Here is a 14,724-nt window from a genome sequence, read left to right on the forward strand (position 1 = left end):
TCTGAAAAAAGCGCGGCCACCCGGGGGCGCGACGGGCGCAATCACAGCATTATTCCCGAGATTATTCAAACGCCAAGTGCGCCCCCCTGTGATGGCCAACGCAGTCGCTGGACCCCGCTGCGATTCAAGACCCCGGATTCTTCAGGAGCACCATTGAAGTGCCCCCCACACAGTCGCTGGAATCTGTCCTGATGGAGCGATTGAATAAGGTATTCTTCGGCGCGAATCAGCTATCACTACTCTCGGACACGTTCGAGCGGGCGGAGCCCATGGGCATGAAACAGCATCACCCAGAAGTCTTTCACAAGATCACCATCCTCCTGAAACAGGACGATGACGGTTACCCACCCTGCGCTGCCGAATCCCTTTGGGGCATCAAACAAGGCGAAACGACCTACATCGTCGACAACACGCCCTATTACATTTATGGACTCAGCAAAGGCGACCTGATTGATACGCGACAGGAAAACAACGAGCTGATCGCTACCGTCGTTATTCAACAAGGAGGCCACTCCACCCTCAGAGTCTTCGCTGAAAATGCACAGGACAAAGCCAACATCATCAAGACACTGCAACAGTTGGGTGCCCACTGTTCAGTGACTCATAGCCTGTCGCTCTTCTCGGTTGATATAGCGCCAGAGTGCCGCTTCGAACCTATAGACGCCTACCTTTGCTCGATCGCAGACGATGACCAGATCGCCTATGAAGACGCCTGCCTGCAGCATCACGGGATCGACTTCGCACGACAATCGCAATGCTCATCCCTGGCATCGTTACCACGCATGACCCATTGAGCGGCCAGCTCAGTAGAAGGCAAGCGCCACGGCACTCCATGGCACGGCCTGAGAAGCCGTGACCGTGGCTCATCGATCAGCGCCAGCCCCCCTGCGCTCTTGAACACTTCGACGCCGATACCCGGCTAACGCGCCGCGCTTGCTTTGGGACCGCTCGCGATCAGGCTGGCGCCACACGCGGTTTTCATACCGTCAAGGGCCACCGCAATACCACCGACATCCAACAGGGCACTGCCTTCTGCAATAGGAAACACCCCTTTGCACAGAGGGCACACAACCTTGTGCCCGACACCCGCCATGGGTTTCCCGTTCAAGTCGGTCTGGCCGAATGCCTCAATCACAGTACCGCCATGACTGGTACTGTCCCCAAGTCGAATAATCTCCATGCCCACTCCTTAGCGACCTTAAAGGTCATCCATCCAATTGTCCTTGGGCCTCAACTCGGCCAGAAACTCTTCCAGCGTGTAGTCCTCTTCCACAACCGACATCCGCGATGCGGCAGGAGCAGCCGGCGCGGGCTTTACCGAGGCGCCGTCGTCATGGCTGGCAGTTTGAGGCATCAGGTTGACGCCGAACTTGTTGTCGAGAGGTTTTTTACCGGGTGTCGGCGAAGTCACGCTGATGATCGTAACCTGGTCCTGTCGACGCATGGGCATCACCACGCTGGTATCGGCATTCTGGTAACTGGCCATGGTCGCCAGCGCGATACCCACGAACGGCGAGGCGGCGCCGGTATCGCCCAAACGCTGGGTCAGGTCGTAGCCCTCACGGGAGTCGAGCAAATCCAACGAGCTGCGGGCAGCCGTCAACGCGGGCAGCAACTCGGCCAGAGGCGTGCTGTTCAGGCCGCCGTCGTAGAACACCCGAGCCGGTGCTGGTGCAACGGCATCAGTGGCTTTTTTCCAGCCAGCGGCCAGTTGCGTGGTCAAGGCTTCACGCTTGAGGCGTTCGCCATTGTCCGGGCGCTGTAGGGAAACCGTAACCGGGCGATGAATCCTGGCCAGCACTGGCAAGGCGTCCCATTGTTCAAAAGCGCGCTCGGTCCAGGGTTGCGGGATGAACTCAGAAGGTTGGAACTCGACGGGAGGTTTACGCCAGCCCCAACCGGTGAATTCAGGATCGATCTTGTTCTGGTTGACCTTGGTGAAGGGGGCGTAATAGCGCAGCCATTCGACACGTTCGGGGCGGCCGACGACTAAGGCGACCATGGCGTCGGTGAGTTTGTCAGGTTGGCGTGGGCCCGCGACAGCCCCAAGCGATTTTAAGGAAATGTCCTTGCTTGATAGAGCGCCAGCCATATTGATGCCTTCAACGCTATAAACCAGAACAGCAGGAAGATCAGGGTTGTGCTCGAAAAGTCGGAACAGGTTTTCTACCAATGCTTCAGGAGTGTCGTTGCAGACAATTCCATCCTGAACATTTTGGATGCGATGCCAATGTAAGCCCGAGTCTGTCCGGTAACTATTCACCATACTGGTGAGCATTACTTGGGTTCTTTCAGGCCTGAACCGCAGGTTCGGTGTTTGAGGACTCCAACCACGGACAACCGTAATGGTGGGAATTGGCCACTTTTCTAAAAAATTGCGTAATCCCAGTTCCAATGCATCGGCTTTGCGTTTTGTATAAGCCATATTTTTATCATCGGCAGTCACCGGGTATTTCTTCGGGTCCATGGGCAGGATACTGCCGACATGCAGAGCCTCCGGCTCTCTCGCATTCTGCTCTTGCAAAGTTTTCCAGATATCTCCCTGGCGAAAAACATCCAGACTCACGCCAATGCTGAGCACATCCAGGGTTTCAAGGCGAGGCGACATGGTTGGGGCGCGGTAGCGAGTATTGGTGGGCATTGAAGCCGCCTCCTTGACAGGGATATTGGCAATAACGGCCGTAGCAGGGCTGGCAAAACAGCGAACTGTTATCAATGAGATTTCGTCCGCTTCAGACTGATGACTGGCCACTAGCAAGCTGGCAATCAATAAACACTGGAATAAGCTGCGCATCAGGCTTTACCCCCAAAGCGGATGGGTTTGCCAAGTTTTTCTTCGCCCCATGTCTGGGCCCCTACTAAAGAGGGCATAGTGTCCCCGACCAAACTAGGTAGCGTCCCTGTAGTTCGATATTCAATCGTGGCATCGATTAATTTTCGGTTAGTGGCTTGCTCTTGTAGATAAAACGTTTCAATCGCTTCATCTGGTTGATCAGGAGCCTGATCATCTTGACCAGTTATGACCTCATCAGTCCTCTTCCAATCCAACCGCCAATCCGCCACCCGACACAAATACGCATAGAACGTCACATCATCCACACTCTCCCCTGCCCCAATCGCCACGTCATAGGCCAGGACTCGTCGACTGTGCTCCGGGTTGTTAGGAATCCCCGAGTGAAACGACTGCGGCTCTTGATACGCCTCCCTTTGCAGGCGCAAACGAGCCTCATAGGGAGTCTCTCCACGCGTCACCAGGACCTGGCCATCACCCATCGCCCGTACCGCAAACACGTGAGCGTGCTGGGACACCTCGTAGATCTCGTCGCGGGCCTTTTTAACGCTCGCGACATCACGGCCATGCTTGAAGGCAATGGCCTCCTCCATCGTCTCCTGACGGGCGTATTGCGTGTCCTTCGGGCGCCAGGCCGACTTGATACGCAGCGACTTGTCATTGCTCAGGCCAATAGCGGCATCGATGGGGTCCAGTGTGTCCATTATCTGGTACACGCCACTGTCCGAATCCTCACCAGGCGCAGTCATGACGCCATCAGTGGCGAAATCGGTTTCTGCCGGTATGGGCAATTGTGGAGCCGTCAACATCACCCGTGCCCCCGGTTTGAGATTGGCCCTTGCGCTGCGATCCAGCAGTCCTAAACCGGTGTCCTCCCAGGTTGCCTCCCCCTCAAGCAGCAGTGGGTAGATGTAGGGGGGAACCTGTTTGCCGACGGCTTCCTTTTCGTTGTTGCGCTTGCGCAAGGTAAAGATCCGCTGATGGAAACTCAGCGGCAGCTGCGTTCGCGCCGGCAGGCCATCCACGGTGTCGCCGACGCCCTGCCAACCGATACCCTGGACGTTGCCCAGGCCCACGGTCTGGTCCTGAGGAGTGAAGTAAAGGTAGCTGCAGCCACGGTTGTCACGTTCATTGAATGAGACGCGCTGACCATCGATTGTGCTGTGCGACGCAGGACCGCCGCTCCAGCCCGGCCCGCCAATGGCGCCATACCCCTGGCAGTTTCTCAGCGCGACGCTGGACAGTGCCGGAACCGGGTTCGGTCTCTGGGCAATGAACTGGAGAATGCCCTTGAGGGTGGGTGCCAAGCTTGTAGTTCAGCTCCGCGGTCTTGCCTTCAGCGCTGATGCCAAAGAACTTCGGCTTCTGTACTGAGTTGGCAGAGAAGAACGCGGCGTTGTCACTGCCCTTGCGCATGGTCAGGGAGATGAAGCCCTCCTCCGCCAGTTCGTACTCACGACGATCTGAAACCAGCACTTCAGTCGGGATCTTGGTTTCGATTTCACCCATGCTTTCGAAATGGTGCAGCGGCAAGTCTTCCACCGCGCCACCGCTCTGCGGACCGATGATGTTCGGGCACCAGCGGAACTTGGCGAAGCTGTCGGTCAACTTGGTGCCGAACGCATATGCGGTATTGCCCCACAGGTAGTGCTCGTGGTTGTTGGCAACGGTTTCCTTGTAGACGAAGGACTTGACCGGGTTTTCTTCCGGATCATAGGGATTGCGCAGCAGGAACCGCGGCAAGGTCAGGGCGATGTAGCGAGAGTCCTCCGACTGCCGGAAGCTCTGCCACTTGGCAAATTGCGGGCCTTCGAAATGATCCTTCAGATCCTTCAGGTCCGGCAGGCCGGTGAAGCTTTCCAGGCCAAAGAAGTTCGGGCCTGCGGCGGCAATGAACGGCGCATGTGACATGCAGGCAACGCTGGAGACGTACTGCATCAACTTCACGTCGGGAGAACTGGGCGACATGAAGTAGTTGGCGATGATCGCGCCGACTGGCTGGCCACCAAACTGGCCGTACTCCGCGGTGTAGATGTGTTTGTAAAGGCCGGCCTGCATCACTTCCGGCGAATCTTCGAAGTCGTCCAGCAGGTCCTGCTTGGAGACGTTGAGGATTTCTATCTTGATGTTTTCACGGAAATTGGTGCGCTCCACCAGTAACTGCAGCCCCCGCCAGGCAGACTCCAGCGACTGAAAGTCTTCGTGATGGAGAATCTCATCCATCTGCTGGCTGAGCTTGGCATCGATCTCGGCGATCATGCGATCGACCATGGCCTTCTTGACCGGCTCGCCGCTGTTCTGCGGTTTGAGCAGCTCCTCGATGAAGGCTGACACTCCGCGCTTGGCGATATCGTAGGCTTCGTCGTTCGGAGTCAGACGGGTTTCGGCGATGATGCCGTCGAGAATGCTGTACTCGCTGCTCTCGTTGCTTTGGTGTTGCGCGGCACGGGTAGTCATGTGTTGTGGCTTCCTTGTCTGATGGGTCAGGCGTCTGGGGCGGCGGCGTTCAGGCCCAGCTCGCTGCCTGCTTGACCTGTGCTACCACCGTGCCGACCGCGCCGGGCTCTGGCTGATGCTCGACGGCACGCTGGATCATGCTCGACAGCCGCCGACAGATGGGCAGTAACAAAGGAGCGTCATCGCCAAGATGCTGGGTCAGTACCGCATCAAGCTTTTCCAGATTCAGCACCAGTCGACGAAACAACGGTAACTGTTCCTTGATCGCGATGTTTTCGCTTAACGCCTGCTCCAGTCGAGGCACCAGCCAACTGATGGCGGCACCACGGGTACGCAGTTTATTGGGGTGAACCTCGACCCAATGCTGTTCACACAGGTACTGCAAGAGGCCGGAACCCGCCAGCAATCCTGCGAAGGACTCGCGCTGATACAGCGCCCAAGTGAGCCAGGCGGCCACTCGCAGATCCTTGGACTGCACACGTAGCAGGTTTTCACTGTTTTCAAGAACTTTCAGCCAGTCGATCTGACCGCTTTCATGCATGGACTGGGCTTTGGCCAACTCGTTTTCAAGGGCTTCGTATTCACTCGAAAAGCGAACATCCGCGCCCGCAAAACTCTCTTTGGAAATAGAGACTTTGGCGATCTCAAGATAATGAGCAGACAGTTTATTTGAGTAGTTCATCCATGACCTGTTTAAAGCTTTGCCGCAGAACAAATGGCTAGTGCTTTAAAAATATACCCCCTAACCCATAAGTATTAATTTAAGAAAAATCCTAAACTTACGAGAATAATTCCCTTACCGTTTCAATTTTTCCTACAAGCGCACTCCGCGCCAGGACCTTTGTTACCGACCTTTTCGCTCATGCAGTGCCGTCGCGATGCATTACCACAGATATATACCTCCATTAACCATGCTGTATCAGAAAGTAAAAACGGGGCGAGACAACCTTATTCAGCTAACGGCGCACCGAGAGATAAATATAATTAGCTCACATTTATCAACAACATAAGAAACTTACTTAGAAACTAAAACACAACCTCCTTTCAAGGTCGCGTCCAACAAGAGGAACACTCGGCTCAAGGTGTAACTCCCTGAAATAGCGGTACAACAGCTTCCAAAAAAATGGAAACTGCTCGGCGATTCATTATGAGAGTGCAGGCTTTGCGTTGTTGTAGCACCGGATACGGGCCAGTTATTGCTTAACCTCGATGGTCCTGATGTGTTGTTTGGTCATGGCGTTTGAATGGTGAGCGGAGCCCTAGGCCTAAACATCACCGTTCTTAATTGAGGGCAGCTTTTAGACTCAGAAGTTTCAACTGACTTTACAGACCGGTCTCATATTAACGTTTGCGCACGCTTTACCAGTTTGAGCGCCATCTTGCATCAGAGCCAGGCAAGGTGCGGGTTAAAGCTTAAGGATGAGTCTATGTTCGCGTCAGTCGACACTGCACATTTTGTGCTGTCCATCCCTGCCGTTCGCCACGACCTCAAGGGGCTGGCCTTCAAGGGTTGCGAAGCCATCTGCGAGCTGTATGCGATCCGTATCGAGCTGATTTCGGACAACCCTATGCGTTGTACGAAAACCCTTGATACTCGGTGATGCTGCGTTGAAAACGGTCTCGTGCGCGAGTCCGATCGGAATGCTCATTTACACCCCGTGAAGTCGAACGCGACCCCGGCCGTTCCTCGACCGTTTTCGCCTTGCCTGACCTTCGTCTCGAAACTTTTCGGATAGAGCCTAATGTCGAGCTGAAAAGCCTACTCAACCAACCGGCTTCCTTGCAGTTCGGCCTGGATGGTGAAGGCATCCACGGCCTGATCGACGATTATCGAAATCGGCGACTGCGGTAAATGCATGAACCGCTATGCCAGCGAGAAACTTGGCCATGAGGCAATTTGATCAGCCGCGCATCGAAAACGCCCTCGGCCTTTCCAGCCAAAGCTACAACTTACATACCGACCAGATCGGCACACCGTAGGAAATGACCGATGTCGGAGGACTCGAGGTGCCGCGCGTACTACAAAGCATGAGGAGAACGCTATCGCAGAATCGGATTGAGCAGAATCTGTGTTTTCAGGGGGTATCACGTTTAGGAAAGAGGACTGAACTACAGCACCTTCGGTAAGACGATCCGGCGGGGGGGACGATTTCCCACGCAAGGTCCGATTGAGTTGATGGGCGGGGATAACCTACATCGACATACGCCGACAACAAACCGTGTTCAGCACTTGACCAGACTTGAGCGTTTGAAACGTACTCAATTCTGGACTTAAACGCACTGGATGATGCTGGATTTGAGCGAAAAGCACAGAAACGAAAAAAGGACCCGGAGGTCCTTTTTTCGATCGCAGTAGAAATCGACTGAATTCTACAACGCTATATTTGGAGCGGGAAACGAGACTCGAACTCGCGACCCCGACCTTGGCAAGGTCGTGCTCTACCAACTGAGCTATTCCCGCATCGTCTTGGTGTTGCGCATTCTATAGAAATCCGAATGCGCGTCAAGCCCTTGATTCAAAAATACTTATTTTTTCTCGTTGTCGATTTTCAGATGCGGCCAGGCGGCCCGCAGATACTGCAGCATCGACCACAAGGTTAGCCCCGCCGCTACCAGCAGCAAGGCATAGCCCACCAAGACCCAGAAGCTGAAGTCCGAAGGGTTGGCCAGGAGGATCACCAGCGCCAGCATCTGCGCTGCTGTTTTCCATTTGCCCATATTGGACACTGCCACCTGGGCCCGGGCGCCAAGTTCGGCCATCCATTCGCGCAGTGCCGAAACAACAATCTCGCGACCGATGATCACGGCTGCCGGCAAGGTCAGCCACAGGTTGCCGTGCTCTTGCACCAGCAGCACCAGGGCCACCGCCACCATCAGCTTGTCAGCTACAGGGTCGAGGAACGCGCCAAACGGCGTGCTCTGCTGCAGGCGTCGTGCCAGGTAGCCATCCAACCAGTCAGTGGCAGCCGCGAAGGCAAAGACTGAACTGGCTGCCATGTAGCTCCAGCTATAGGGCAAATAGAACAGCAATATGAAAATCGGGATGAGCAGGACGCGTAGAACGGTGATCAGATTAGGGATATTCATCGGCACAACTGGCTACGAGGTGATTGGGCATTCTACTCGCTGTGCAGGTTTGCATAAATCAACTCTGCGAGCTTTTTACTGATTCCCGGTGCTTTGGCTATCTCGTCGATGCTGGCACGAGACAGTTCTTGCAATCCACCAAAATGTTTAAGAAGGTCCCGCCGACGCTTCGGGCCAACGCCCGCCACCCCTTCCAGGGTCGAGGTACGCCGGTTTTTTCCACGTCGGGCACGGTGACCGGTGATCGCGAAGCGGTGAGCCTCATCGCGGATTTGCTGAATCAGGTGTAACGCCGGTGAGTCGCCTTTGAGGGTGAACTCGTGGGCGGCGTCATTCAGGTACAAGGTCTCGAAACCCGCCTTGCGGGTCGCCCCCTTGGCTACGCCGAGGAGGATCAGGTCCGGTACCGCCAGTTCATTGAGCACGTCGCGAGCCATGGACAACTGCCCCTTGCCGCCATCCACCAGAAGGATATCCGGCAGCTTGCCTTCGCCTTCCTTGAGCTTGCTGAAGCGCCGGGTAAGAGCCTGATGCATGGCCGCATAGTCGTCTCCGGCGGTGACGCCCTCAATGTTGTAACGGCGGTAATCGGATTTCAGCGGCCCTTCCGGACCGAACACCACGCAGGAGGCCACTGTGGCCTCGCCGCTGGAGTGGCTGATGTCGTAGCACTCCAGGCGCTGCGGTGGCTCGTCCAGGTTCAGAACTTCAGCCAGGGCTTCAAAGCGCGCGGCTACGTGCTGGCGGTTGGCCAAGCGTGCACTCAGAGCCTGTTCGGCATTGGTCACCGCCAGTTGCTGCCAGCGGGCACGGGTGCCACGGACCCGGTGACTGATGGTCAGCTCGCGGCCCCGCAGTTCGTAAATGGCGGCGACCAGCGTCGGGAAGTCTTCGTGCACCACGTTGACGATCAACTCCGCAGGCAGATCGCGCTCAGGACTGCTGACAAAATACTGACCCAGAAAGGCCGACATGACTTGCGCTACATCTTCCTCGATGCCCACCTGGGGAAAGAAGTTCTTGCTACCCAGCACCCGACCGCCACGCACGCTGATCAGGTGCACGCAGGCGCCACCCGGGTTAACGAAGGCCGCGACCACATCCACATCACCGGTGCCACCTTCCATGCTTTGCTGGTCCTGGACTCGGCGCAGCAGGGAAATCTGGTCCCGCAACTCGGCGGCCTTTTCAAAATCCAGAGTGCCGGCGGCCGCCTCCATGGCACTGGAAAGTTCGTCGGTCAAGGCGTTGCTACGCCCCTCCAGGAACATGACCGAGTGGCGCACGTCTTCGGCATAGATCTCGGGTTCCACCAGGCCGACGCAAGGCGCCTTGCAGCGTTTGATCTGGTACTGCAGGCAGGGCCGCGTGCGGTTTTTGTAATAGCTGTCCTCGCACTGGCGGACCATGAAGGTCTTCTGCAACAGGCTGAGGCTTTCCCGAATGGCACCGGCACTGGGGTATGGCCCGAAATATTTGCCCTTGTGCTTCTTCGCCCCGCGATGAATGCTGAAACGCGGAAAATCGCCATCCGAAAGAAACACATAGGGATAGGACTTATCGTCGCGCAAGAGAATGTTGTAGGGCGGCCGCCACTCCTTGATCAGCGTCTGCTCCAGCAGCAGCGCTTCGGTCTCGTTGGCGGTAATGGTGGTTTCGATCTGCGCGATACGCGCCACCAGGGCTGCGGTCTTCGGTGCCTGGCCGGTCTTGCGGAAATAGCTGGACAGCCGGTTTTTCAGATTCTTGGCTTTGCCCACGTAAAGCAGGCGTGCATCGCTGTCGAACATGCGATACACGCCGGGACGGCCACTGCAGGTAGAAAGAAAGGCACTGGGATCAAACAGGTCAGTCATTTCAGAGGCTGGCATCAACCATGCCATGACGAACCGCCAGTAGCGTCAACTCGACATCACTACTGATCGACAGCTTCTCGAAAATACGATAGCGGTAGGTGTTCACGGTTTTCGGCGACAGACACAGCTTGTCGGAGATGATCTGCACCTTCTGGCAACCGACAATCATCAGCGCAATCTGAATTTCCCGCTCCGACAAGGCATCGAACGGGGAATCACTGGAAGGCTGGAACGATTTGAACACCAGTTGCTGAGCAATCTGCGGGCTGATGTAACGCTGACCGGCAAAAACCAGGCGAATGGCCTGGACCATTTCATTGAGGCCCGCGCCCTTGGTCAGGTAGCCCGCCGCACCGGCCTGCAGCAACCGCGTCGGAAACGGATCTTCCTCGCAGACAGTCACCGCCACGACCTTGATATCCGGATGACTGCGCAGCAATTTGCGCGTGGCCTCAAGGCCGCCGATCCCGGGCATCTTTACGTCCATCAGGACCACATCGGGCTTCAACTCCCGAGCCTTGAGCAGGGATTCTTCCCCTGACTCCGCCTGCCCGACTACTTGCAGGCCATCGATGTCAGCCAACATTCGTGTAATGCCCGTACGAACGAGATCATGGTCATCGACTACTAGCACCCTAATCAAGCAGACACCTCGCGATTTGGTCTTTATAGGTTGCCGGATACCTTAGCAAAAAGCGACGTACAAACCTAATCACAAGCGCTATATAAAAAACATCGGCAAGCGATAAGAGACGCCGCCAACCTGAAGCGAGAAAACGCTCTGGCTTCAGGGCTCGGCGATCAGGGGCTTTTGCGCAGAATCTGGATCTACGACAACTCGCCAGGGTCCTGGTCAGACGAAAGATTGCCCTCTGATCGTCCTTGAACAGTACCCTCAAGCAATTTGAACGGTTTTGAACTATGCCCGGTATTCGCATTGCCGCACAAGCCAAGCCAGGCGCGAGCTTCAAGGTAAATCGGTTCAACACTTTTCCCACTGGCAGAGGCTCGATCCCGCACATACCTTTCCACCTCTGGCAGGCCGCAAGAACAGCAAACGGGATTGAACCCACAAGGTTGCGCTCAATTGCCGCAGGAGCCTTCCAGAGGATCTTAGGCGCATGAGCATTCCATCCGCAAAAAGCACTCCTCCTCACCCACCACCTTCAACCCCACCCGCTCGTATAGTCGCTGTGCCGGGTTGCCTTTGAACACAGTCAGACGCAACAAGCCCCGCCGCTCCGAGCGGGCCTTTTCCATCACCTGCAACAGCGTCCAGGCTCCGGCTCCCTGCCCCCGCCACGCCTCCAGTACGTGCAACTCACGGATGTAGACGGCGCGCAGGTCCCTGCTCAAGCTGACAAACCCCAATACCTTGGCCCCCGAGCAAATCAAAAGATTCTCGCGACCGCTCCACGCCACATCAAACGCCTCGTCAAGCCACAACAGATCATTGCGAATGTAATAGCGCAGCATCGTGGAACGAGTCAGATCCCGGGCGAAGGCCAAATCCGCCTCAGCCGCCGGACGCAATTGAAAGGCGCTCATCAACCCGCAACCGCCCGCGCTTCGACCCGCCATTGCCCCCCATCGCGCCGGGCGATCAGCAGCGCTTCGCCGACGCCTTCCACAGCACCCAGCAATTGTCCCTGGGCGCTCCAGATTGCGCTGCGCCCGGCACAGGACCAGCCGCCGCTGGGTCCGCCATGGTTGGCCATCAGCACCAGTATCCCGTGGTCCCGGGCATATCCTTGCAACAGAGCACTGTCGACGGCATACCCGCCTTCACTGATCAACACCCCGGCGGCGTAGATGCCGGCGCCAGCGTCCACCGCAGCCTGCACATGGCTGGCATGACAGAAATCCGCGCATACCGCCAAGGCCAGGACCTCATTCCCCAACTGCAACGGCGCGCCACCGCTACCCGGAGCAAAAAATCGCTCCTCTCCAGGGTGCAGATGCTGCTTGCTATAAACCGCCAGCGAGCCGTCCGCCCCCAGCACCAGTGCGCCAATCAGCACCGGTCCATCGACGGCCAAGCGAATCGGCATGCCCACCACCGTCGTCAGCTTCAACTCGCGGGCCAGATTGCGCAGTGGCTGCAGCCGCGGGGAGTCGGGCGGCAGCGCCAGTTCAGCGACCAACTGCGGTTCATAGCCAGTCAGGGACAGTTCAGGAAACACCAGCAACTGCACCCCCTGCTGCGCTGCCAACCCCATCAAATGCTGATGTCGGGCCAGATTCGCCGACAAGTCTCCAGCAATGGACACCGATTGGGCGGCAGCGAGGGTCAGCACGGTCATGGACATTCCTTGGCGAGACAACGAGAGGCAGCGGCGAGTGTGGCATAAATCCTTTCACGGCTTAATCCATGGCTCATTGCATCAGCTCTCATAGAAATTACTGATTGAATCGCGGCCCCGGCCTCGAGTAAGCTCGCCCCACTTCACGGAGAAACTCATGTTGTCCCAGACCCTTTCCCTGCATCGCCACACCGCCAGCGCACTGCGTTCGGTTGCGGCTGCTCGGGTCAACGGCACCAGTGCTCCGGCGAGCTTTTATTTTGGGTATTGGTTTAGCCACTGGCGCGCCTGATACCCAACCGGCGCCCACTTTAACGGGTCGCCTACCAGAGAATTCTCAACCCCCGGTCGGCCTCCCGACCGGGGGTTTTGTTTTTTCAGGCTCGACGTTTTCAACCACGACTTTCAGCGACATACCGAACTTACCGAGGATTTTCCCCATGAACTACGCCACCTATTACCGCTACGACATGTTCTCCACCTGGCGATTTAGCAGCCTCCGCTCGGGACAGCCTGCCGCCTCCGATCGGTCACCTACCGGTGGCAATTGCACACTTGTGGCCAGTACGGCCAATTGTCGAACACCCCAGTAGGGCCGCGCGCGGGACATCACCCGCCGCCCGCCCAGGAAGACCGAACATGAACTCGTCCGTATCCGCTCTGCCCCTGTCCGCCCACGTCAGCGCCAACGAAACCCTGACCCAGCGCCTGCCCAGCTCTCTGGAGCTCAAGCAGCAATTGCCGCTGTCTCTGGCCCTGAGCCAGCAAGTTGCCGCCCACCGCCAGGCGGTACGCGCCATTCTCGAAGGCCGCGACCAGCGCCTGCTGGTGGTAGTCGGCCCCTGCTCCATCCACGACCCGCAATCAGCCCTGGAATACGCCGCCAACCTGGCCCGCCTGGCCGAAGAAGTGAGCGACCAGATGCTCCTGGTGATGCGCGCCTACGTCGAAAAACCCCGCACCACAGTGGGGTGGAAAGGCCTGGCCTACGACCCGGACCTGGATGGCAGCGACGACATGGCCGGCGGCCTGACCCTGTCCCGGGAACTGATGCGCGAAATGCTGCGCCTGGGCCTGCCGATTGCCACCGAATTGCTGCAGCCCATGGCCGCCGGCTACTTCGACGACCTGTTGAGCTGGGTCGCCATTGGCGCCCGCACCACCGAATCGCAGATCCACCGCGAGATGGCCAGCGGCCTGGAGATGCCCGTAGGCTTCAAGAACGGCACCGACGGCGGCGTCGCCATCGCCTGTGATGCCATGCGTTCGGCTGCCCACCCCCACCGCCATTTCGGCGTCGACAGCCAGGGCCATCCGGCGATCATCCAGACTCCGGGCAACCCCGACACTCATCTGGTATTGCGGGGCGGCCACAGCGGCCCGAACTACGACCGCCAGAGCGTGGCCCAGGTCCAGCGCGACCTGCACAAGCTAAAGATACCGGCGCGGATCATGGTGGACTGCAGCCACGCCAACAGCGGCAAGGACCCACTGCGCCAACCGGCGGTATTCAACGACGTACTGGAGCAACGCCTGCAGGGCGACACTTCGCTGATGGGGGTGATGCTGGAAAGCCACCTGTTCGAAGGCTGCCAGCCCCTGAGCGGCCAACTGCGCTACGGCGTCTCCGTGACCGACGGCTGCCTGGGCTGGAGCGCGACCGAGCAATTGCTGCGCAATGCCGCGCAACAACTGCAGCACGCACACAAGGTCGCTGCCGTCCCCGCCTGACCGCCCCTGCTGCAGGCACTGGCTTGCCAGCGAAGACGTCCCCAAGAGCAGCGACTTCTTCGCCAGCAAGCCGGCTTCTGTAACACCCGCCGCGCCCGCAAGAGCGTGGCTGCCCGCGAAGGCGCCAGACGGCAACGCCTTGAAGGAACTTTGAGAAGAAATAGCCACCTGAATCCGGTAGGCTCTCAACTTTCTTGAAAGGAGCAACATCCATGGCCAAAGCCACTGCCCGTCACATCCTGGTTGCCAGCGAAGCCAAGTGCAACGAACTCAAAGCCGAGATCGAAGCCGGCGCCGACTTCGCCGAAGTCGCGAAAAAGAACTCCACCTGCCCGTCCAGCCGTGACGGCGGCAACCTGGGCTCCTTCGGCCCGGGCCAGATGGTCAAGGAATTCGACACCGTGGTGTTCAGCGCTCCCGTGAACGTCGTGCAAGGTCCGGTGAAAACCCAGTTCGGTTACCACCTGCTGGAAGTCACCAGCCGCCAGGACTGATCCCC

11 protein-coding genes, 1 tRNA gene and 3 pseudogenes are annotated in these 14,724 nt (G+C 57.6%); 4 read left to right on the forward strand and 11 right to left on the reverse strand.

The annotated features are described in order from the left end of the window. Positions 1-191 precede the first annotated feature (191 nt). A complete protein-coding gene (locus DWF74_RS03490; protein ID WP_240322023.1) occupies positions 192-794 on the forward strand; it encodes a DUF4265 domain-containing protein in 603 nt (200 codons plus the stop codon). A gap of 125 nt (positions 795-919) precedes the next feature. Here the strand turns inward: DWF74_RS03490 and DWF74_RS03495 are convergent, their stop codons facing one another. From DWF74_RS03495 to DWF74_RS03515, 5 genes and pseudogenes are all read right to left on the reverse strand, one after another. Then, positions 920-1,180, reverse strand: a complete 261-nt coding sequence (locus DWF74_RS03495) for a PAAR domain-containing protein (protein WP_115580337.1) — start codon at positions 1,178-1,180, stop codon at positions 920-922. Positions 1,181-1,198: 18 nt separating this feature from the next. Next, positions 1,199-2,794, reverse strand: coding sequence for a type VI lipase adapter Tla3 domain-containing protein (locus tag DWF74_RS03500; RefSeq protein WP_115580338.1), 1,596 nt, complete (start codon positions 2,792-2,794; stop codon positions 1,199-1,201). Then, positions 2,794-4,089: pseudogene (locus DWF74_RS03505) on the reverse strand (effector protein Tle3 domain-containing protein); the annotation flags it as partial. The pseudogene DWF74_RS03505 and the gene DWF74_RS03500, both read right to left, overlap by 1 nt. Position 4,090: 1 nt before the next feature. After that, positions 4,091-5,248 (reverse strand): annotated as a pseudogene (tssC, locus tag DWF74_RS03510) (type VI secretion system contractile sheath large subunit); the annotation flags it as partial. Between the two features lie 58 nt (positions 5,249-5,306). Then, positions 5,307-5,930 (reverse strand): annotated as a pseudogene (locus DWF74_RS03515) (type VI secretion system ImpA family N-terminal domain-containing protein); the annotation flags it as partial. Between the two features lie 745 nt (positions 5,931-6,675). Between DWF74_RS03515 and DWF74_RS30370 the strand changes: the two are divergent. After that, positions 6,676-6,849, forward strand: coding sequence for a hypothetical protein (locus DWF74_RS30370; protein WP_162884065.1), 174 nt, complete (start codon positions 6,676-6,678; stop codon positions 6,847-6,849). 784 nt (positions 6,850-7,633) lie between these two features. On the opposite strand, the gene DWF74_RS03520 is transcribed toward DWF74_RS30370, so the two are convergent. The 6 genes from DWF74_RS03520 to DWF74_RS03545 form a co-directional block, all read right to left on the reverse strand. Beyond that, positions 7,634-7,709, reverse strand: a tRNA-Gly gene (locus DWF74_RS03520). Positions 7,710-7,774: 65 nt separating this feature from the next. Continuing rightward, the gene (gene pgsA / locus DWF74_RS03525) at positions 7,775-8,335 is read right to left on the reverse strand and encodes a CDP-diacylglycerol--glycerol-3-phosphate 3-phosphatidyltransferase (protein ID WP_060839891.1); all 561 of its coding nucleotides are present in this window, start codon (positions 8,333-8,335) and stop codon (positions 7,775-7,777) included. 32 nt (positions 8,336-8,367) lie between these two features. Next, positions 8,368-10,191, reverse strand: a complete 1,824-nt coding sequence (uvrC, locus tag DWF74_RS03530; RefSeq protein ID WP_115580340.1) for an excinuclease ABC subunit UvrC — start codon at positions 10,189-10,191, stop codon at positions 8,368-8,370. 1 nt (position 10,192) lies between these two features. Then, the gene (gene gacA / locus DWF74_RS03535) at positions 10,193-10,834 is read right to left on the reverse strand and encodes a response regulator transcription factor GacA (RefSeq protein ID WP_011061841.1); all 642 of its coding nucleotides are present in this window, start codon (positions 10,832-10,834) and stop codon (positions 10,193-10,195) included. 470 nt (positions 10,835-11,304) lie between these two features. After that, on the reverse strand, positions 11,305-11,739 hold the full coding sequence (locus DWF74_RS03540; RefSeq protein WP_102864945.1) for a GNAT family N-acetyltransferase: 435 nt from the start codon (positions 11,737-11,739) through the stop codon (positions 11,305-11,307). Then, positions 11,739-12,494, reverse strand: coding sequence for a carbon-nitrogen hydrolase family protein (locus DWF74_RS03545; RefSeq protein ID WP_115580341.1), 756 nt, complete (start codon positions 12,492-12,494; stop codon positions 11,739-11,741). The genes DWF74_RS03540 and DWF74_RS03545 overlap by 1 nt, the downstream gene beginning before the upstream one ends. Positions 12,495-13,133: 639 nt before the next feature. On the opposite strand from DWF74_RS03545, the gene DWF74_RS03550 reads away from it, so the two are divergent. Both DWF74_RS03550 and DWF74_RS03555 read left to right on the forward strand, forming a co-directional pair. Next, the gene (locus tag DWF74_RS03550) at positions 13,134-14,225 is read left to right on the forward strand and encodes a 3-deoxy-7-phosphoheptulonate synthase (RefSeq protein WP_115580342.1); all 1,092 of its coding nucleotides are present in this window, start codon (positions 13,134-13,136) and stop codon (positions 14,223-14,225) included. A gap of 212 nt (positions 14,226-14,437) precedes the next feature. Then, the gene (locus tag DWF74_RS03555) at positions 14,438-14,719 is read left to right on the forward strand and encodes a peptidylprolyl isomerase (RefSeq protein WP_007924449.1); all 282 of its coding nucleotides are present in this window, start codon (positions 14,438-14,440) and stop codon (positions 14,717-14,719) included. The last annotated feature ends 5 nt before the right edge of the window (positions 14,720-14,724 follow it).

Origin of the sequence: Pseudomonas protegens, from assembly GCF_003363755.1 — a bacterium.
Lineage (GTDB): Bacteria > Pseudomonadota > Gammaproteobacteria > Pseudomonadales > Pseudomonadaceae > Aquipseudomonas > Aquipseudomonas danubii.